This window comes from Psychroflexus sediminis, assembly GCF_900099815.1.
Taxonomy (GTDB): Bacteria; Bacteroidota; Bacteroidia; order Flavobacteriales; family Flavobacteriaceae; genus Psychroflexus; species Psychroflexus sediminis.
This window is the reverse complement of the sequence record NZ_FNCW01000001.1, coordinates 300,955-320,713: the sequence shown is the minus strand read 5'-3', so window position 1 is coordinate 320,713 and position 19,759 is coordinate 300,955. Positions and strand designations below refer to the sequence as shown.

19 protein-coding genes, 1 tRNA gene and 1 pseudogene are annotated in these 19,759 nt (G+C 39.5%); 7 read left to right on the top strand and 14 right to left on the bottom strand.

All coding sequences use genetic code 11. The annotated features are described in order from the left end of the window. Positions 1-245 (bottom strand): transposase (locus tag BLP81_RS01455; protein ID WP_176752662.1); only part of this gene is annotated, 245 nt, incomplete at its 3' end. A gap of 199 nt (positions 246-444) precedes the next feature. On the opposite strand from BLP81_RS01455, the gene BLP81_RS01450 reads away from it, so the two are divergent. The 6 genes and pseudogenes from BLP81_RS01450 (at position 445) to BLP81_RS01430 (ending at position 4,757) form a co-directional block, all read left to right on the top strand. After that, positions 445-1,413, top strand: a complete 969-nt coding sequence (locus BLP81_RS01450; RefSeq protein ID WP_093364686.1) for a DUF5106 domain-containing protein — start codon at positions 445-447, stop codon at positions 1,411-1,413. Between the two features lie 3 nt (positions 1,414-1,416). Then, the gene (locus BLP81_RS01445; RefSeq protein WP_093364684.1) at positions 1,417-1,833 is read left to right on the top strand and encodes a peroxiredoxin family protein; all 417 of its coding nucleotides are present in this window, start codon (positions 1,417-1,419) and stop codon (positions 1,831-1,833) included. A 689-nt stretch (positions 1,834-2,522) separates the two neighbouring features. Then, positions 2,523-2,672 (top strand): hypothetical protein, encoded by a 150-nt coding sequence (locus tag BLP81_RS13800; protein WP_394330522.1) that lies wholly within the window; start codon positions 2,523-2,525, stop codon positions 2,670-2,672. Further along, positions 2,633-2,728 (top strand): annotated as a pseudogene (locus tag BLP81_RS13795) (transcriptional regulator); the annotation flags it as partial. The gene BLP81_RS13800 and the pseudogene BLP81_RS13795, both read left to right, overlap by 40 nt. 871 nt (positions 2,729-3,599) lie before the next feature. Further along, positions 3,600-4,181 carry a hypothetical protein gene (locus BLP81_RS01435; RefSeq protein ID WP_176752661.1) on the top strand — a complete coding sequence of 194 codons (582 nt, stop codon included), beginning with the start codon at positions 3,600-3,602 and terminating at the stop codon, positions 4,179-4,181. 195 nt (positions 4,182-4,376) lie between these two features. Then, positions 4,377-4,757 (top strand): helix-turn-helix domain-containing protein, encoded by a 381-nt coding sequence (locus BLP81_RS01430; RefSeq protein ID WP_093364672.1) that lies wholly within the window; start codon positions 4,377-4,379, stop codon positions 4,755-4,757. Between the two features lie 120 nt (positions 4,758-4,877). Here BLP81_RS01430 and BLP81_RS01425 read toward each other — a convergent pair whose 3' ends face one another. From BLP81_RS01425 to BLP81_RS01380, 10 genes are all read right to left on the bottom strand, one after another. Beyond that, positions 4,878-5,267: a hypothetical protein gene (locus BLP81_RS01425; RefSeq protein ID WP_143002798.1), complete on the bottom strand. Its 390-nt coding sequence runs from the start codon at positions 5,265-5,267 to the stop codon at positions 4,878-4,880. Positions 5,268-5,311: 44 nt separating this feature from the next. Then, entirely contained in the window at positions 5,312-5,497 is a 186-nt protein-coding gene (locus tag BLP81_RS01420; protein ID WP_093364667.1) for a hypothetical protein, read from the bottom strand. Positions 5,498-5,590: 93 nt separating this feature from the next. After that, complete coding sequence (locus tag BLP81_RS01415) at positions 5,591-5,785, bottom strand: hypothetical protein (RefSeq protein ID WP_093364652.1); 195 nt, start codon at positions 5,783-5,785, stop codon at positions 5,591-5,593. A gap of 357 nt (positions 5,786-6,142) precedes the next feature. Beyond that, complete coding sequence (locus BLP81_RS01410) at positions 6,143-7,501, bottom strand: tyrosine-type recombinase/integrase (RefSeq protein ID WP_093364649.1); 1,359 nt, start codon at positions 7,499-7,501, stop codon at positions 6,143-6,145. A 52-nt stretch (positions 7,502-7,553) separates the two neighbouring features. Beyond that, a tRNA-Met gene (locus BLP81_RS01405) sits at positions 7,554-7,626 on the bottom strand. A gap of 81 nt (positions 7,627-7,707) precedes the next feature. Continuing rightward, the gene (locus BLP81_RS01400) at positions 7,708-7,890 is read right to left on the bottom strand and encodes a CPXCG motif-containing cysteine-rich protein (RefSeq protein WP_093364646.1); all 183 of its coding nucleotides are present in this window, start codon (positions 7,888-7,890) and stop codon (positions 7,708-7,710) included. Continuing rightward, complete coding sequence (locus BLP81_RS01395; RefSeq protein ID WP_093364643.1) at positions 7,890-9,215, bottom strand: TolC family protein; 1,326 nt, start codon at positions 9,213-9,215, stop codon at positions 7,890-7,892. Before BLP81_RS01395 ends, BLP81_RS01400 begins: the two co-directional genes overlap by 1 nt. Positions 9,216-9,220: 5 nt before the next feature. Then, positions 9,221-12,484, bottom strand: a complete 3,264-nt coding sequence (locus BLP81_RS01390; RefSeq protein WP_093364641.1) for an efflux RND transporter permease subunit — start codon at positions 12,482-12,484, stop codon at positions 9,221-9,223. Further along, a complete protein-coding gene (locus tag BLP81_RS01385) occupies positions 12,481-13,650 on the bottom strand; it encodes an efflux RND transporter periplasmic adaptor subunit (RefSeq protein ID WP_093364638.1) in 1,170 nt (389 codons plus the stop codon). Before BLP81_RS01385 ends, BLP81_RS01390 begins: the two co-directional genes overlap by 4 nt. A gap of 62 nt (positions 13,651-13,712) precedes the next feature. Beyond that, positions 13,713-15,623, bottom strand: a complete 1,911-nt coding sequence (locus BLP81_RS01380) for an ABC-F family ATP-binding cassette domain-containing protein (RefSeq protein WP_093364635.1) — start codon at positions 15,621-15,623, stop codon at positions 13,713-13,715. A 63-nt stretch (positions 15,624-15,686) separates the two neighbouring features. On the opposite strand from BLP81_RS01380, the gene BLP81_RS01375 reads away from it, so the two are divergent. Beyond that, positions 15,687-16,082: a DUF983 domain-containing protein gene (locus BLP81_RS01375; RefSeq protein ID WP_093364632.1), complete on the top strand. Its 396-nt coding sequence runs from the start codon at positions 15,687-15,689 to the stop codon at positions 16,080-16,082. Here the strand turns inward: BLP81_RS01375 and BLP81_RS01370 are convergent. From BLP81_RS01370 to porM, 3 genes are read right to left on the bottom strand one after another with little or no spacing between them, the layout of a single operon-like run. After that, complete coding sequence (locus BLP81_RS01370) at positions 16,054-17,103, bottom strand: NAD(P)/FAD-dependent oxidoreductase (protein WP_093364630.1); 1,050 nt, start codon at positions 17,101-17,103, stop codon at positions 16,054-16,056. The two genes, BLP81_RS01375 and BLP81_RS01370, sit on opposite strands and share 29 nt — an antisense overlap. 56 nt (positions 17,104-17,159) lie before the next feature. Beyond that, positions 17,160-18,182: a type IX secretion system ring subunit PorN/GldN gene (gene porN, locus BLP81_RS01365; RefSeq protein ID WP_093364628.1), complete on the bottom strand. Its 1,023-nt coding sequence runs from the start codon at positions 18,180-18,182 to the stop codon at positions 17,160-17,162. Between the two features lie 7 nt (positions 18,183-18,189). Further along, positions 18,190-19,746 (bottom strand): type IX secretion system motor protein PorM/GldM, encoded by a 1,557-nt coding sequence (gene porM / locus BLP81_RS01360; protein ID WP_093364626.1) that lies wholly within the window; start codon positions 19,744-19,746, stop codon positions 18,190-18,192. Positions 19,747-19,759: the final 13 nt, after the last annotated feature.

Below are 19,759 nucleotides of genomic sequence, written 5' to 3'. Positions count from 1 at the left end.
CAATGCTCAATCAGTTTACGATCACTGATAATGTTCTCCAAATAACCCACCAAGCACAACTTAAAAAACACAACAGGATCAATGCTTTTTTGACCGCTTGAACCGTAATAAGGCTTGGTTAATTTGTACAGATCCTCTAAATCCAAAACCGACTTTAATCTGCGATAAAAATTCTCTTCGGGGACGCGTTCACTCAGTAAGAATCGAGTGAATAACTTCTCTTGATATGTCTTTTTTCCTTGCATTACTAAAGATAATCAATTCCAAACTTTTCAATGCCAATCAATTAAATATATTTACAAGAAATTGAGTTGTGCAACAGGCACAATGGCTAAAGCTCATTAAGGCTTGAAACTCCTGATTGGAATTTCAAGCTTTTTTGCTAACTTTATAGTTGTAACGGAATGAGAGCCAGGAGCCTTGGTGGCAATAAAAATAAACAGTATGAGATTTTTATTAAAAAAAACTTTAGTTGTCCTTACACTAGTGATTACTCACGCCAATTATTCCCAAATCAAAAAAATTAATATTGAAATAGAGAATTACACTTATACTACCATTCAGTTTGGATATCATTATGGAAATAAAACCTATTTAAAGCCAGATGCTTTAACAGATTCAGATCGTATTAAAAAGCAAAATGACGGGAAATTTGTTATTAATTATGATAGCACATTAGAGCCCGGTGTTTATTTTATTGTTTTTAAACCCGATAATAAATTTGTTGAAATTCTTATTCCAGAAAAGATTTCACCTGATTTACAAATAAGGGTGAGTGCGCTAAATCCAAATCAGACCCTACAAGTTGAAGGTGATAATGATGAGAATGCCCTGTTTTACAGCTATATTAATTTTTTAAATGAAAAACGAGAAATCGCACTAAAACACCAGAAAGACGGTGATTTAGAAAGTATTAATAAGCTAAATGAAGAGGCTGAAGACTTTAAGAAAAGAGTTATTGAGACACATAAAAACAAACTTGTCAGTAAAATACTGAATGCCAACACTCAAATTGAAATACCAGATTTTGAAGGTACAGAAGAAGACATAAAATTCAAAAGCTGGAAATACTATAAAAACCACTTTTTTGATCATGTAGATTTGGCAAATCCAGCCATGCTAAGGACAAGCTTTTTATATAACATAGTGGATACTTATATCGAAAAACTTACGGTTCAACATCCAGATTCTATTTCAAATTCTATAGATTTTATTTTGAGCAAAATGAAACCAGCTCCGGAGACCTACAAATACTATGTTATAGATTTTTTAAATAAGTACGCCAAATCTAAAATAGTGGGCATGGATGCCGTGTATGTGCATATCGCCACTCAATATTATGCCACGGGGAATGCGCCCTGGACAGAAAAAGAACAGCTGGATAAAATTTTGGAGAATGCAAAAGCTCTGTAACCAATTTTAATTGGTAAAATAGCACCCAATATAAAACTTGATCAAGCAAATGGTAATGGCTTTAATCTTCATGACTTAAAAAGCGAGTATACCATACTATTTTTTTGGGACGAAGACTGTAATAGCTGTCTGTCTGCCATAAGTGATATAAAAGAACATGAAGCCCGTTTAAAGGAATCGGGGGCAGAAATTGTATCTATATTTAGTGGAAATAATGATGCCTACTTTAAAGATTTCACTAAAAGCAAAAACATGGCAAACTGGCTTAACACCAAAATCACCAGCGAAACAGATGCTTTCAAGGCATATAACATAAGCGCTTTTCCTAAATTTTTCATTTTAGACCAAGACAAAAAGATTGTATCCAAGCAAATAGGAGCAAATCAACTTTTAGAGGTTATGAATTCCCTTAACCGATAAAATAATTTTGAGGATTCATAATATGCTTTTTTTTTATTTTGGCTATAAAAAGGAATGGGAATAAAATACAACGAAGGGCCGGTTGTTTATTGCTATAACTCGTGCGGTAAGAACGTAAAAACCGGAACCGGTAAATCAAACTCGTTTAGATATTAATAACTGCAGCCAATCTAGTTTATAAAAATGCGGACTTCTCTCCTAGTTCCACAATGCCCGAGTCTATTAGGAAGTCGCAAATCTTTTCTTATTTCGCTTTTAAAATTTCACTAAGTTTAGTACTCTAAAAACTATGCTTTGTGCCTAATTGGTATTTAATCCCGCACAGGTCATAAACAAAGCCAGTTATGCGATAAGAAAAAGTTTAATCCATCTAAAGAAATGAAGAAACATAATTCTAAATAAAAATGGTCAAGAAGATATTGTTCCCTTTAATTGCCATATTCCTGGCCTACAGGTCTTATGAACTATTGAAATTGCTTTGGTTTGCGGAACCTTCTGAATTCAATCTTTCGACTAAGTTTTTATTATCGTTATTGTTGAATTTATTTATCACAGGAATTTTTGCATTTATGGGTTTTGCCTATAAAACAAATCGATTATTGCCCGAAAACTATTAACAAGTTAAGAATGAAAAACTCATATGCAAAGTATTCAAATCCCTTAAGGTCGAATACTTCAAAAGGTTTCTCTTGTTTGTATTTTGGGGCAAGAAGAAAAATAAACAGAAATATTTTGACGGTACAAAATCAGGCTTAGAGAACTTAGATTATCAAACAAAACAGTCTGAATTTGGGCACCTGGCAGCATTGGTGGTAAAAGTCGAGTATCCGAAATTTTAAATCGAAAAAAGAAATTGACTTTTGATATGATAAGAGAGTTAGAAAGATTACTTTAAATTTCTGCTTCAGTCTTAGTCAACAATTATCAACTCGTAAAAAAATGACAAAGGGTGATCGAGTAGACGGCTCCGCCAGTAACTGACGGAGTGCGCCTCTCACACCACCGTACGTACGGGTCTCGTATACGGCGGTTCGTAATCCATCACTCCAAGGCTCTTTACACCCTTGAAACTATCTTCTAGTTTAAGCATAGGCTATGAAATATCATTCCTATGCGAATTTTAAAGAGAATCACGTTCCGTCCTTCCTTACTTGTGAGACCTTCCATAATATCTGTTTATGGCTCGTTTCCTGCAAGTACTATGACTTCGGCTGACTTCTCCATATAGCCAACTCGTGACTTTGGAGACCTCCCTCGGTAAGATAAATAGCTTCCCGCCAATTCCTGCTGTATCTACTAATTGTACCTTTTCTTGTGGGCGTTACAAAGATGTGCTTGCTTACCCCAATACGACTAGCCTCTATATACAGTTCTTGTTCATCAGTACCGGCTTTTGTAGTCTCGCTTACTTCACTGAATGCCTCACAGCAAACCAGCTTGCGACTTACTAATGGTTATAGGCGTTACCCTAACCCATAAGGGACTTTAACCCTCTAGCTTATTCCTTATATGCAAAAGAACATTAGTCAATATTTGACTATATTTACCATTCAAGGCGCACACATCGCATATAGCTTATGGCTAAATATCTTGTCGAATCGAAAATTTTGGTATGTTTATAAAAGCAAAAGTATAACCGAATAACTTGCGATTGTTTTCCCGCCACAAACACATATGCGAGAAACGTTACCACACATTTGAGAAAAATCGTTTTCATATTGACAATTGTGCTTATCAATCAAAGCATCTACTCACAAAAAAAGATTGTGGGAAAAGTGGAATTTTACAAATCGAATAACTTAAATGATAGAATTTTTCAATCAACAACTGATGTGGAACTTGAAAAAATCAATTCTAACAATCATTCGATAAAGGTCATTCAAGGTAAAGTTGTTGATAGCACGAAAACCGATGATAATGGAATTTTTAAATTCAATTTTAACGTTTCAAATATGTTAGATATTGTTGTTAATGAAAATTCAACAGTTTTAGAAGGAAGATTTCATTTCAAGCCAAATGTAATTATTGAAAATGACACCTTACTTCTCAAAATTTCTGACAAAAAAATAGCTGTTTACAAGGATAGCATATCAGCCAAAGGTTTTTATTCTAAATACAATGAAAAAAAAGCTCTTGAACATTTTAAGCAAGGAAAAAGGCAATTACTTGCGATTGGTGGCGAAATGTCAAAATTAAAAAGAAAAGAACAACAAAAATTGACCAAAAATCACGACGTGAAATTTAATTATGTCCTTTTCGGTTCATTGATGTCGAGAGCTAAATTAAGAATTTTAGAACGATACAATTCTAAAATGAAAGAATTACTTGGAATTAAAAACGTGTGGTAACACAGGCTATGATTCATTGCGGTTGAATTCCTTGGCGGAATTCAACGCTATTTTGCTATCTTTCGGCTACGGCGGAAAGAATCCTGCGGATTTTTCCGCAACGAAATCATAGCCAAGTCCGTTAGCTTTAATATAGCTTCATGTCTTTTCCTGAAATTGGGTGACTAAAAATCAATCATTTAATTCAGGATCAAGATGAAAGATAATCAATCAGACTGCCCAAAAAAAGAGTATCAAAAAATAAGCTTTGAACTCAAACTTATGATCATTGACCAAATTCAAACTGGTCAAATCTCCATCAATCATGCTGCTAAATCTTTTAAGGTCTCCAGGTCTTCAATAGATTATTGGCTTAAAAAATATAGTACCTTAGAACAAAAGAAACGAGGTATGAGTAAGCAAGATGAGATCAAAAAACTAAAAGACAAAATCGAAGAACTCGAGTTTATCAAAGAGTTTCAAAGGGATTATATCGCTAATCTGGAGAACCTCTCAGGACTTGACTTAGCAAAAAAGCATTTGCCCGATGCATTGGCCAAAGCGATAGAAAAACGCAAAAGAGACCTTTTAAAATGAAATGGGTCTATCAGTGCTTCAGGATATGTCTTTTCCTGAAATTAGTTGACTAAAAATCAGTCATTTAATTCAGCATCAAGGTAGAAGGATACTATTATCTTTTTCATAAACACCACCTCATCACCGATAAACAACCATCTTCAAATGCATATCATAATAAGGCACTCTGCCATCGCTAAGAGATTTGATATTTTCAACTTTATGATAACGCTGGAGCAGTTCTTCCAAACGTCTTAGGTCTGCTTTCGTAGCTGACTTGTTTTGTTCAGGCGTAAGCAGGTTTTTAACTAAGTCTGCGGCAGTGGTTCCGAGGGCTGCATTAGCCACTCCGGCTGCATTGACATGGTCAATTTTTGTTTTTTCAGCATTGAGCTTTGCGGGTTTGTTGAATTTCTGTCTGAGTTGATGACTTCTCACTCTGCAGGATGTAGAACAAAACTTTTGAACTTTCCGTCTTTTGGGAATAAATTCCTTTTTACAGTAGCGACAGATGTAATGATAATTCTCCATTGTGCGTTAAGTTTACGTATGTTTTACGCTTAATCAGCTGTTGACTAGTCCTTTTTGTTGAAAACATTATTCAGTAAGTACTGAATAGCATCTTCTTCGGTTAATACGTTTCTTCTTTTTTTCTTCTTTAGATCGCAGGAGTACAAATCTTTTTTAAGCATTTCAAATAATCGCTCCTGCCCTTCCCTTGGGAGTGCTTTCGCGACCTGATAAGCAGTGTTTGCATCCATACCTAATCGCGAAATTAGACGAGATGGATACGTACGTTTTAGGATGCAGAGACTTACAGAGGTTTGCTGCACTTTAGTGCAGGATTATGTTGTTTAATGATGTATACTTATCCTATTAAATACAGTATTCAATAGATACTCAATAGCGCCTTCTTCAGTAAGAACCGTTCTGTTTTTTTTCTTTTCCTGCTGGTAGGAATACAAATCTTTTTTAAGCATATCGTATAAGAGCTTTTGCCCTTCCTCCGGGAGTGCTTTCGCTACTTGATATACTGTTTCTGCATCCATATCTAATTCCAAAATTAGACATGATAGTGATAGGTTTTAAGCTGATGTTAGGTTAGGGGACGATACGTGACGTTATGATACGATTTGTTAGGTTATGTAAGGATAGTTCACGTTATGTTAAGTTAAGTAACGGTAAGCATGTTTTTCAATGTTCCTTATTGCACTTAATATGTATTTCATTGTATCCAACTGAAGTTTAATGTTAGTTCTTGTTTCTTATTGTTCGAAATCCCTCCATATTAAACCTTTTTAGCTCTCTTTATAGAACATATAACTCCAGAATTAGATAACCATCTTACTCTTGGAACATTTTTGTTTCAAAGAGTAAGATAGCTCTATTCAGTAAATGCTTTTTTTTTACTTAAATAAGTGCGAATAATCCTCTGGCAGTTCAGCATCAATATCGCGTAAATACTTTTCCAGTGCGTCCATGGTAGAATGACCAGTAATCAGCATGAGTTTGCTTTTGGTTTCGTTGGGTGAGCTTTTCTCTCTAAGCTTTCTGTATAATTTAGTGATAAACGTATGCCTGAAACTGTATAAACCAAATTCCTCTCCCAGCCCAAAATGATCTTTCACCTCTTTAAAGCGTTTAGAGAATTCATTTCTTCTGTTGGTTTCCGAAGCACTCCATGCTTCTCCAATACCAAAGCGACCAAACAGTAAAGCATCGCCAGGGAGTTTGGACAGATCTGGTATATCCTTGATAAGAATATCAGGTATGATTTTGATTTTTACCGGCTGATTTTTAGCCTTGACGTAAAGCTTTTTATCTTTCAAGTCGACATCTCTGATTTTTAATCTGCAAACTTCAATAGGCCTAAGAAAATTAAGACTGATAAATTTGATAAACAGGTGTAAAGTCGGATCATGTTTCTCAAGATGAGTGTTGATTTTCTTTTCCTGATCTGGCGTATACGTCTTATTTCGTTTGGGAACGGTCTTTAATTTTGGAATGGATTGTACGAAATTGGATTTAACGATTTCGTTTTCTTCCAGCAGTTGAAATAAGGAAGCGATATCGGTCCGGGAATTATTGCGGTTTCTGGCACTGGTCTTCTTTACAATAGTATTCAAATACTGATTGACAGTCTTTTTAGTAATGCTGGTAATGGGCTTATCGAATAGTTTTTCCTCTCTAAGCCACTTTTCAAAAAGACCAATTCTGCTCTTGTATTGAACGTATGAGTTTGTATTCATCATATGCTCTTTCATAGACAAGCCAAACTTAAAAGCTTGGTCAATGCTCATGATGTCTTCCTCAGTTTCTACAGGCACAGGACCTGGCTCAGGCTGAAGTGCAGGTGTTGGTTTAGGTTTTGACTGTTTTTCGGCTGGTTCCTGGTTATCGGAAAACAGCTTGGCTTCCAGATCGCTGTTATCTTTATAGGGATTGAATCCTAGCTCTAACAGTTTTGAGAGGGCTTCTCGCATCGTTCTAAGAAAAGAATAGCGCTCACGCTTAGTTTTAAACTGATTCGCACCTGCTTTTATATTGGTTTGTCTTTTAAGCTTACCAGTTTTTGGATCTCTAAAGGAATAATACACGTACCAACTTTTAGATAGAGCCTCTTTTTTATCTTCTTTTGAGAGCTTAGACCAGGAATTAATGTCTACCCCACCTGTATAGATATTTGGTTCAGAATAATCTAATTTCATGATTGGATCGTGTACTTTATCGTGTACTCTTTGTAAAAGTAAAAAAAATGAAGGCATAAAAAAACGGATTGTGAGACACAATCCGTTGATTTAATTGATATTTAAGTAGTAGCGGGGACTGGACTCGAACCAGTGACCTTCGGGTTATGAGCCCGACGAGCTACCTGCTGCTCTACCCCGCGATATATGTTTGTAATTGTCTTTTTAATATCGGACTGCAAATATAAGTAGAATTATCAATTCCACAAAATAAAACTTCAACTTTATTGCTCAATATCTTCAGCTCTGAATTCCTGAAGTTCTTCGTCTTCAAATCGCACACTGACTTCAATAGGATTACAGCAGACTTCGCAATCTTCCACATAGGTTTGCTGCCTGACCGAAGGGTCCAGCAACATGCTGATGTCTTCCCAGCAATACGGACACTGAAAGTAATGTTCAAACATTAGAAATCTACATTTAGAAGCTGACCGGTTAACTGCAATAACTCCAGCTCGGCAATTTTAGCATCGTATTTGGCCAGGTTTTTACTGGTTTGGGCGTTGAGCAGGTTGATCTGTGCCTGACGAAGTTCCACCGAGGTAATCTGCCCCAGCTTGTACTGCTCATTTGAACGTTCAAAATTATTTTTGGCCGTCAGTATGTTCTGGGTCTGAAGCTCCAAAACTTCAAGCCTGGTGTGATAGTTTCCCAGCGCATTCGAGATATCCCGCTTGACCTGCTGCCTGATCTGAGCTTTGACCAGCTGTTGGTTATCATAATTAATTTTGGCGTTCTTCATTCGGGTAATTCCGCTTCCGCCATCAAACAGATCCCAGGTTAAACTGATGCCGCCAGAGACACCGGTCGTGGTGCTGGAGGTCGCAAAACTGGTCACGGGGAAGTTACCCTCATTCCATCCATAAGACCCCGTCAGTCCAATGGAAGGTAAAAACACAGCTTTACTGGCCTTATAATCATAATCGCTTATTGTAATGTTCTTTTCCGCCTGTAAAAGACGAACATTATTGGACTGGGACGTATTTACAAAGTTTTCGATCTGAATTGGACTGGTAAAACTCACAAGCGTATCCACCTCGAAGTTCTGTTCAAGTTCTGAGTTAATGACGACATTCAAATCGCGCTTGGCATTTTTTAACAGCTGACGATTATTCATCAGATTGATGCTGTCATTGACGAGATCTACCTCAGCATTTAGCACTTCCAGCTTATTGACCTGTCCGAACTGAAAATTATACTCCGCTCGCTTTAAGCGCTGCTTTGTATTTTTATAGGTTTGTTGCAACACCTGTTCATTTTCTGTAAGCCGGGCGACTTCATAATAGACCGTGAACAATTGCAGCATGGTGGTTTCTATGGTCTGCCTTGCTTCCAGGGAAGACAAATCGTACTCTTCTTTTAAACGCTTATAATTCCAAAATCTCCCGAGTCCGTCAAATAAGGTGTAGTTTAAGTTGATGGAGGCGTTATAACGCGTTGTCTCAGCACCAACAATAGAGTTTTGCTCACCGTCACGAAAGGTCACGTCCTGGTCATCCTTGGTGTAGTTACCCCCGGCATTACCGGTAAGCCTGGGCAGATATCCGGAATTAAGGATGCCCTGGTTATTATCAGCGATCTCCAACTGATTTTCTGCCAGCTGAATACCAAAGTTATTGGATAACATTTGAGTAATGGCTTCTTTTTTGCTCAATAGTTCCTGAGCATGCGTTGGAGCAGAACTACATAAACTGAGGATAAAAGTCAATATGCTGATGGAAAATACTCTCATATCATCTAATGATCTTTAGGTTTAAATTGGTTTTGGCCGGTTTCTGAATCGCGGTTAGCCTCATCGATTTCTTCCTGGCGATGCGCTTCTTCTTCCTGCTCTTTTATCGCCCGTTCTACAGATTCTTTACTGACCTGTTCCCCCGTTGAAAGCCATTTGAATCTCGTTTTTGCTGAATTAGTAATCGATAATAACAAGGGTAAAAACAGCAGCGTAAGAAAGGTCGCTATAAAAATACCATAGGCTATGGATATGGCCATGGGTTTTAAAAACTGAGCCTGCCTGCTGCGTTCCAGAAGTAAAGGAGCTATCCCGGCTATGGTCGTTAGTGAGGTTAAAAATATAGCTCTGAATCTGGATTTCCCGGCTTCGATCAAGGCGGTATCGAAAGCCATCCCGTCCCGAAGATAAGTGTTGAATTTACCGATGAGCACCAGGCCGTCATTGACCATAATCCCCACCAGCGCAATAATGCCTAATAAGGATAAGACATTCACCGGAAAGCCATGTATGTAATGTCCCCAGGCTACACCAATGACACTGAAAGGTATAAGGAACATCAATAGCAAAGGCTGACTGTAACTCCTGAAGGTAAAGGCAATGACCGCATAGATGAGAAAAAGGATAACCGGGAACACATTTTTAGCAGAATCGGTAAGCTTATCCGCTTCGCGATTCTGGCCTTCGTAAGACACCGACACGCTTGGATATTTGGACAGAATCGGCGGTAAAATATTTTCATCGATGTTGGCGATGGCATCTGTGGAACTGGCATTGGGATCTTCCAAATCGGCTTCTACCCGAATTTCTCTTAAACCGCCCAAATGGCTTATAGACTCAGTTCCTCTTTCAATGGAGTAAGTGGCTATCTCTCCAAAAGGCACCCGATTCCCGTCTGGGGTCACAATGCGCATATCATCCAGATCGTTGATGGATTCCCGATTGTCGCGATCATATCTGACCCAGACTTTAATTTCATCCTGTCCCCTTTGAAAGCGCTGAGCCTGCAGCCCAAAAAAGCCTGCTCTCACCTGGCTCATGACATCACCCAAGTTCAAGCCTAAAGCATAAGCCTCATCCTTCAGGTCAATGCTTATTTCTTTAATGCCTTCGGGATCCGTATCCGTGACGTCCTTAAGTGTAGTATTCTCCTCCAGGAGGGCTTTCAGTTCTTCTTTAGCCTGTTCCAGCTCTTCCAGATTATTCCCCAGCAGTGAGACAGAAACGGGCTTGCCCCCAAAATTTCCTCCGGAACCAAAGGTGAGACGCTCCACCCCATACACCTCGCCTACCTCCTCTCTGATGGCATTCGTAATTTCCGGGGATCCAAAATCACGTTCTTCCCCCGGAAGTAAATTTACCCGTAAAGAAGCTTTATTATTTCCCGGTCCTACACGTCTTACGATATTCCTGACGACCTCTTTATTGCCGGACTGACGCCTGGAAAAGTCTTCATTGACCCGCCAGGCTGCATCTTCCACCATGGAGATGATACTGTCTGTGGTTTTAGGGTTGGTTCCTTCTGGCATCAGCAAATCTATACTCACACGATCACTGGCAATACTGGGAAATAAGGTGACTCTGACTACACCTCCCATAATGGATCCAATGGTTAGGATGAGCAGTGTAGTAATGATGGCAAAGCTTATAAATCGGTTCTTGACGGTAAATCTTACCACGGGTTCATAAAACTTATCTCTCAAAAAAACCATGACTCGATCACCATAGACGTTCATTCGTCTCATCTTCTTAAACAGCTTTTCTATTCCTTTAGCCGTGTCTTTCTCACCCGCTTTTTCTCTTACCAAAGCTTTGGAATGAGCGATGTGAGCCGGCAGGATGATCAAGGCTTCAATCAATGATACGACGAGGGTTAAAATAACAACTGTACTTACCTCGCCAAAATACTTACCTATACGGCTATCCAGAAATAAAAAAGTGGAGAATGCCAATACCGTGGTGATTATCGCGGAAATGATAGGGGGAAGCACCTCCATAGTACCATCTATGGCGGCCTGAACCGGCTTTTTACCCATTTCATAATGCTGGTAGATATTTTCTGAAATGACAATGCCGTCATCCACCAGAATTCCTATGACGATGATCATCCCAAACAGAGACAAGACATTGATAGTCACGCCAAAGGAACTGGCAAAAATAAACATCCCTAAAAACGAGATCGGCAGACCAAAGGCCACCCAAAACGCCAGACGTGTATTCAGGAAAAAAGATAAAAACACCAGTACGAGAAGTATTCCTACCGCTCCGTTTTCGATTAACAATTGAGTCCGCTGCCTTAGGGTGATGCTACGGTCATCCTCTATGATAATTTCTATGGTATCATTTTTTTCATTATACTCCTTGACATACTGTCTTACTTTTTCGGCAGCAGCAATAAGATCTTCATTATTGGTCGTAGAGATATTAACGCTTACCGCAACCCTTCCGTTGATATAAGAAGCATTAGGGGTTTCTGCAAATCGGTCTCGAATGACAGCCACATCCCCCAGCGTCACCTGGGTACCATCCGGCTGAGACTTTACAACCAGGTTATTCAATTCCTCGCCATAATAAGAACGGTTATTGGCCCGGATTAGGAAATCTTCTACATCTGTTTTTATACTCCCCCCTGTTGTGAGGATATTGGATCGGGAAACGGCCTGGGCAACCTCTGCAAACGTGAGGTTGTAGGCCAGCAGGTCATCTTCATCCACGGCGATTTCAATTTCTTCATCGGGATACCCTGAGATTTCGATCTGAGAAAGACCATCCATGGCCCGAAGATCGTATTCCATCTGTCTTGCGATTTGCTTCAGCGTAGCCAGGTCCACGCCTTCTCCACTTACAAAATAATCGAAAGTTTCGCGTATGTTCTCCTGCTTGGCAACCACCAGGGGTTCCATGCCCGAAGGAAAATTGGGAACCCGGTCTACTGCGTTTTTGACCTCGCTCAACATCACATCAATGTCTTCGTCGCGATCGATCTCTACGGTGATACTACCCCCGTTTTCTCTGGAGGTTGAAGTGACCCGGTCTACACCGACCAAACCCTTTAGATTATCCTCAATTTTCAGGACAATCCCCTCTTCAATTTCTTCCGGAGCTGCCCCGGGATACGTCACGTTGATATTGATAATTTCAGATTCGATTAGCGGAAAGAAGGAGGATTGCAAACGCAGCATGCCTATGGTTCCGAAAATCACAAAAGCTAAAATCATGACATTGACTGCCACGTGGTACTTGATGAAGTAAGAGATGATTTTTCTCATTCCTGAATGCTTTCTTTCTCTGCCTTGGAGTCTTCCTGAGGCTGGTCTTCAGAATTGTTACCCCTGATTACTTCGACTCGCATACCACTAAAGGCACCAGGAACCTGCTTGGCTAAAATAAGTTCACCCTCAGGAATACCCTTAACAACGACTTGCTCGTCCGAAAAGTAGACCGGCTTGACTTTTAGACGCTTTAAGATCGTGTCCTTAACCACAAAAATGTTATCCTCATCATCGATTAAGCTTCGGTCAATAGAGATGGCATTTTCTTCTTTTTTGGCTTCGATCAAGGCCTTCAGATACATTCCTTCTTTTAAAGAGGAATCCTTAACTTCTATAAAGACACTTACCGTTTGGGTCGCCTGATCTATACTGGCATTGATTCGATTAACTTTTCCCGAATAGCGCTGTGTGCCCTGCTTATTGATCAAGCTAACGAACCCCCCTTCTCTCAAAAGGTCTGCATAATCTTTGGCAATGCCCACCTGAAGCTCATACACTTCAGGATCTATAAACTCACCCAGCATCATTCCGCTTCGGATTAAGGTGCCTTCGGTAACCAGGGCCTGAATTAAAACACCATCATAGGGTGCCGTTATTTTATATTTGAGAAGTCGCTCTTCGAGATTCTTGACATTATAGTAAGCCGTATTGATACCTCTGCCATTTATAAAAAACCGTTCTTTTTCCGAGTCGTACTCCGGCAGTGGCGGCACTGTTTCTTTGATATCAAAGGCATTAAGATACCTCTGCCATTTAGGATAGATTTCCGGAAAATCCAGCCTCAAATCGGGCATTATGGCTGTGATTTGATTGTATAAGTTACTTTTTGCAGATTGTACTGAGGCTCTGTATTCTAAAGCGTCGATCCGGATTAACGTTTGACCCTTTTTATAAGCCTGTCCGGTTCTGAAGGCTTTGGCGCTGTAATCAAAAACCCCCTGCACTTCAGCATACAGCTCAACTCTGCGCTTGGCAAGAAGATTTCCATTGGCAGGAATTATAATGGGAACTGTAGAATTTTGAACCGTATCTACAAATACTGTTTTGATGGTTTTCCTTGATGCAGACTTGGGAACCTCTTTACTATCAATAATAAATTTAGCCCCTAATACGCCTCCTGCCAGCAAAAGCACTCCTAGCACATATAATATAATTTTTCTCATAATGATTTTAAGACATCATTAAAACAGGAAGGTTAAAGTTGAATCTTTAATTTTATGAAAACTTAAAGACTTTCTATTTTGATTTGGAGCTCTTCCCAGGACTTCATAAGCGTCTCGAGCTTGCTTTTTTTGGCATTGTAGTTTTCGAAGAAATTGTCCTTTTGGATGGTTTCTTCATAATGGAGTTCCAGCTGCCTGTCCAGGGCCTTGACCTCTTTTTCCAGTTTTGAAATCTTTGACTCCACGCCACTTAGCTTATTCTGAAGGGATTTTTGTTTCTTTTGAAATTCGTAATCGTTCTTAGTGGAAGATTGTGCTTTAGCTTCCTTCGCCTTCTTGTCTTTTTTCTCCACCTCCCGCATCGACTCCAGAGCTCTGTATTTCAGGTAATCATTGATGTCTCCAAGGAATTCCTTAACGGTATTATTTCTGAATTCGTAAATAGAATCGGCTAAACCCTGCAGAAAATCTCTGTCGTGAGACACCAGAATTAGCGTGCCTTCAAAATTATTGAGCGCTGCCTTTAAGACGTTTTTAGACTGAATGTCCAGGTGGTTGGTAGGCTCATCCATAATCAGCACATTAAAGGGAGTTAGAGACATTTTAGCCAGCGCCAGACGGTTTCTTTCTCCTCCGGAAAGCACCTTGACAAATTTCGTCACATCATCGCCCCTGAACAAAAAAGAACCCAAAATATCACGCACACGGCTTCGGTTAGATTCATTGGCTGCATCTATCATGGTATCCAGCACCGTTTTGTTTCCATCCAGATATTCCGCCTGATTTTGAGCAAAATAACCGATTTCAACATTATGGCCCAGTTTGATGTTACCGGAATGCTCAAGCTCACCGACGATAATTTTGGCTAGCGTAGATTTCCCCTGTCCGTTCTGCCCTACAAAGGCAATTTTAGAATTTCTTTCGATTAAAAAATCGACATCTTTAAAAACGGTATCTCGCCCAAATGACTTCGATAAATCTTCAGCTTCAATCACGACTTTCCCCGGATTTTTGGAGGAGTTGAATTTTACATTCATCACCTGATTATCCTCTTCATCCACTTCGATAACTTCGGTTTTTTCCAGCTTCTTGATCAGCGATTGTGCCATGGAAGCCTTATTGGCTTTGGCCCTGAATTTACTGATCAGCTTTTCGGTCTGTTCGATTTCTTTCTGCTGATTTTTTTGAGCAGCAAGCTGTTGCTCGCGCAACTCTTCTCTCAGGACTTTAAACTTTGAGTAAGGTTTATTGTAATCGTAAATTTGACCTAGAGATAATTCAATGGTTCTATTGGTAACATTATCCAAAAACATTTTATCGTGAGAAACGATAACCACACAGCCTGGAAAATTCTGCAGGAAACTTTCTAACCACAGTATGCTCTCAATATCCAGGTGGTTGGTCGGCTCATCCAGCAGTAAAATATCATTGCTTTGCAGCAACAACTTAGCCAGTTCTATTCGCATTCTCCACCCTCCGGAAAAAGTGTCGGTCAATTTGTCAAAATCAGAAGTGGTGAACCCCAGACCTTTCAAGACCTTTTCAGTATCACCCTGATAATTGTATCCCCCAAGGATTTCGTATTGCTGCTGATAGTCATTCAGGTCTATCATCAGCTGATTATACCCCTCGCTTTCATAATCGGTGCGTTCTACCAATTGTTCATTGATATGCTCCAATTTTGCTTCTATAGATTTTATCTTCTCAAAAGCCTGATAAGCCTCCTCCAGAACCGTTCTCCCTTCTTCAAAATCGATATCTTGCTTTAAAAACCCAATAGCGATCTCTTTATCCTTTGCAATCTGACCGGTATCCAGTGGCATTTCACCTGAAATAATCTTGAGCATAGTCGACTTCCCGGCTCCGTTTTTCCCGATGAGACCTACTCTATTCCCTGCACTCAGCTTAAAACTGATTTCCTTGAAAAGATACTCTCCGCCAAATGAAACAGAAAGATTATGAATGTGTAGCATATGTTACCTAAAATTTTTGCAAATATTGGTATTTTTGCGCTGTAATGCTAAATTTTATTCATAATGCTGAAAGGGACCAAATTATATAGTGTGTTTACAGGAAAGTGCCCGGTATGTCATGAAGGAAAAATGTACAAAGAACCCAATCCCTATAAGCTGAGTAAAATTTATGATATGCACGAAAGATGTTCGGTCTGTAATACTAAATTTAAGATCGAACCTTCATTTTTTTACGGAGCCATGTATATAAGTTATGGCCTGGGCGTTGCCTTGGCCGTCGCCTCCTTTATAACTTCTTATTTCCTTATCGGACTGGAAGTTATCCCTTCTTTTATATCCATCATTGTCGTTCTGGTGCTTCTGGGGCCCATCATCATGAGATTATCTAGGAATATATGGATCAACATGTTTCTGTCTTACGACAAGGAAGCTAAGCATAAAACTTCAGGAACCGATTGAGGCTTATTTCCTTTTCGATGGTCTTGCCTTCAAAAATTAAATCGACTAGGTTTTTGGATAAGCGGGGCGCAGCCATAACACCCCTGCTTCCAAAACCGTTCAGGATAAATAGATTTTTAAAGTCCGGGTGTGAGCCTAAAACCGGTTTGCGATCTCTCACGGTTGGCCTTACTCCAGCCACCTGGTCTATTATTTCATAAGTACACTCTATCAGGTCTGAAAGCTTAGCTTCAAGTTCAGCACGAGCCTCTTCAGTAGGCAAATCATTCAGCTGTGTTCTGGAATAGGTTGCTCCATATTTGTAGAGGTCATTGCCCAGAGGAATAATAAAGTTTCTGGCCTTAAGGATAGAGGTGTTGGCCTTTAATTCCTGAGATTTAAAAATTAAATACTCCCCCTTATTGCCATAGACAGGAAGCCAGTTGAAAAAAGGATTGTTTACGATACCAAAACCTTCACAAAAAACGACGCAGGCATAGGCGCTCTGATCATAGAAGACTTTATCCTTGCTGAATTTGATGGCGTGATGCACAATGGTTTCCGGGATGAACTGGGAAGATTCCAAATATCTGGCCTTTTCACTTTCAATTAAAGCCTTGAGATACAGCAGGTGGGATTGGAGAACTTCTCCAGCTTTAAAATCTGCCTGAACTGAAGCGGTGACCTTCTGAATCTTTGGATTCAGAAAAGGCTCAAGTCGGCGCTGGTCTGAAGCCACTGTCCAGTTATTTTGATCTTCTGCAGAAGAGAACAGTTTATAAACGGGACACGGAGTGAAGTAGGTTTCACTGTAACCGGCATTGAACCGACGATAAAAAGCGATGGCTTCCGGCATAAGCTGGTCTGCGTTCCAGGCTAAATTATAACGCTTGAGAGCTACCGGATTTAAAACTCCCCCGGCCACTTGAGAAGAAGCCTGACTTTCATCGGCTATAATATCGAAGGTCTTTCCCTTCAATTCAAGCTGCTTAGCAACCGATAAACCCGCAATTCCAAACCCTACTATCAGAACATCTTTCATAAAAAAACCCTTACATATTGCAAGGGCTAATTTATAATTTTAAAAAGGAGTTGGAATTAATAATTCCACATATCTAACTCGAAATTTCTGATCTCTTCTTTAATTCTTTGCGACTCCAGGAGTTGAAGCAGAGCATTGTCCTGGATATATTCATTGACTTCCCTATCCTCATAAACGTTTTGAGTTTTATAAATAAAAGAGTCAAATCGCCTGGAGTTTAAAAGGTGATCAAAGCTAAAGGGCTTAGAGCCATTTTGATTATTTAATACTTTAGCATTATGCAAGGCCTGACGTGCATCTGGAAACCACACCCAGAAGTAGGGAACGATTTGTGGATCACCGGCATAACTCTCATTCTGACTTTGTATATCGTAACCAGCCGGAGCAATACCCAGCAACCTGTAACGCATTTCACCCTGCAGCTTGTCGAAGTACCACATGCCTTTGATACGGTATTCTAAAATATTTCTACTGGTAATTTCAGTAGGGATCAGGTAAGGTTCCATTTGCATTATCAATTCTTCAGAATACAAATCCGGATAATCAGAAAGCGTTCCCGCCAGGGATCTGTTGATGAAAACCTGTACATTTTCTGTACCAGTCACTCCGTATTGTCCCAATATATCTAAAGCGACATTGGGAAGGAAAATAGACTTGGTGGCACTTAAGATATCTTCATAAGATTTCTTTTTATTAAAATAACTTGTATTGTACACCTCCGTAATCCCATCTGCAGCAGTAGAGTCTTTAGAGCCTTTTGCGATAGCATCCATAAGGACTTTGTAAAGAGAACGTCTGTTGGAAGAGAAAGAATCATCCTGGGTTGGGTATAACAACGGAAAATTAATCTTTTGATTCAAATCTATCTTTTCCCAAACCACTTTTGACCATAAAATATCCCTATCGCCAATGTAACCATACTCCAGAGGCGCATCGTCATCGGAGGCTTTCTGATCTAATGTCATAACACCAACCTGTGAAGGTTTAGATGCGTTTAATATGTTTGATTGTCCAATAGCAAAACCAGTGCTAAGCAGGAATATCAAACACATACATACTTTAAAATTTGAATACATCATCTTAAGTTTAATTTGTTATTTGAACCAATATGGCCGGCATGTTTTTAACATTTACGCCAGGTACATCAGCTTTTATATCGAATATCTGTATAATGTCTCCAGCTCTTGCTAAGTCTAAAAGTTCCTGTGCCTTACGATCCAGCCTGTTTCCATTGACTACAACAGCAGGCTGACCCGGAATACTCATCGTAAACCTTTTGACAACAGGGGTTATATCGAAATCAAAGTTTTCAAAAGTAGCCCCGACAGGCGAAACTTTTAAGGCATTCTTAGGCATTTGTATTGCAGAACCTTCCTGCACCTGACCTCTTACAGTAGGCGTAGGTCTGGGTAAACTTTTGATTCTAAACGTGGTTGAGGAAGGAAATTTTTTCCCGTCGATCTCGCCTACAACATTTATTTTCACCTCATTACCCGTTTTAGGAACCATTATATATTGAGATCCTTTAATTCGACGAAGCCCCGGAGCTGATGCACTGACTTTATTTCCAGGCACACCCGGCATAGAAACCGTGATAGGATTCTCGATACCTCTGTAAACCACGTTCATTTTATCTGCAGAAACAATAGCCTGATTTGGCTTAGGAATAACGGAGAACGACTGGTTCACCGGAACTTTAATCTCTTCACCGTTTTGTTTGAAAATCAATTCACCCTCGATCTGATGCTCTCCTGCCTGCCCTGCAGTGACATTCAAAACCACTCTGCCTTCTACGATAGAATAGTCGGAATCGTCTAGCGGTCTCCCATCAAGTGTCAGATTGACTTCATTGGGCACTGTAGATTCGTCTGTTCTTCCCAGGACTATTTCTCCATTGAATTTATCCCCCTGGTAGTAGGCTCCCCGCTCTGTTTTAAGCAAAGTCGTATAATTGGTCATGGAAACCATTTGTGTAAGTTCTCCGGCTAATAAAATAGATAAGATTTCATTTTCATAAACTCTGATGTCATTCTGCATAGTTGAGAGTTTGGTGATTGATGAAATCAATGGAAAACCGATAAAATGATATTCAATAAATTTCTTGGTGACGTTTTCTCCGTCTACGATATCTTCTCCACTAAATTTATCACCTAACACGCTGGTTATCGGCAAATACTTAGGATTATCTCCTAATAATTTCAGCATGCCATCGTGGTAAACTTCCATCTCATTCATGAATTTCTCGCCAGCTTTGGTTAAATTACCACTGGAAATCATTTTCTGATCCAGATAAGCAGACTTATCCATACTCTCATAATCCTGTGGGTCATCTACTGTACTTTTCAACTCATCTTTTAGTGAACCTAAGTACTGGTAATAAGAATCTGTAAGTGAAGCCACTGAAGTTGCTAAACCTTTAGCCTCATTAAATTGCTTCGGAGACTCCTTGGCTTTTTGAATTAAGCCATTAACAGCAACTTCATTTTTCTGTACAAATTTCTCATTTGCCTCTACCAAAGACTCGTTAATTATGCCAAATGACCTTAATACTTCCTTGGACATATTCAACGCCAACATAGCAATAAAAACCAAATACATAAGATTGATCATCTTTTGTCTAGGGGTCTGTTTTCCTGAAGCCATAGTTTTTCTTTTA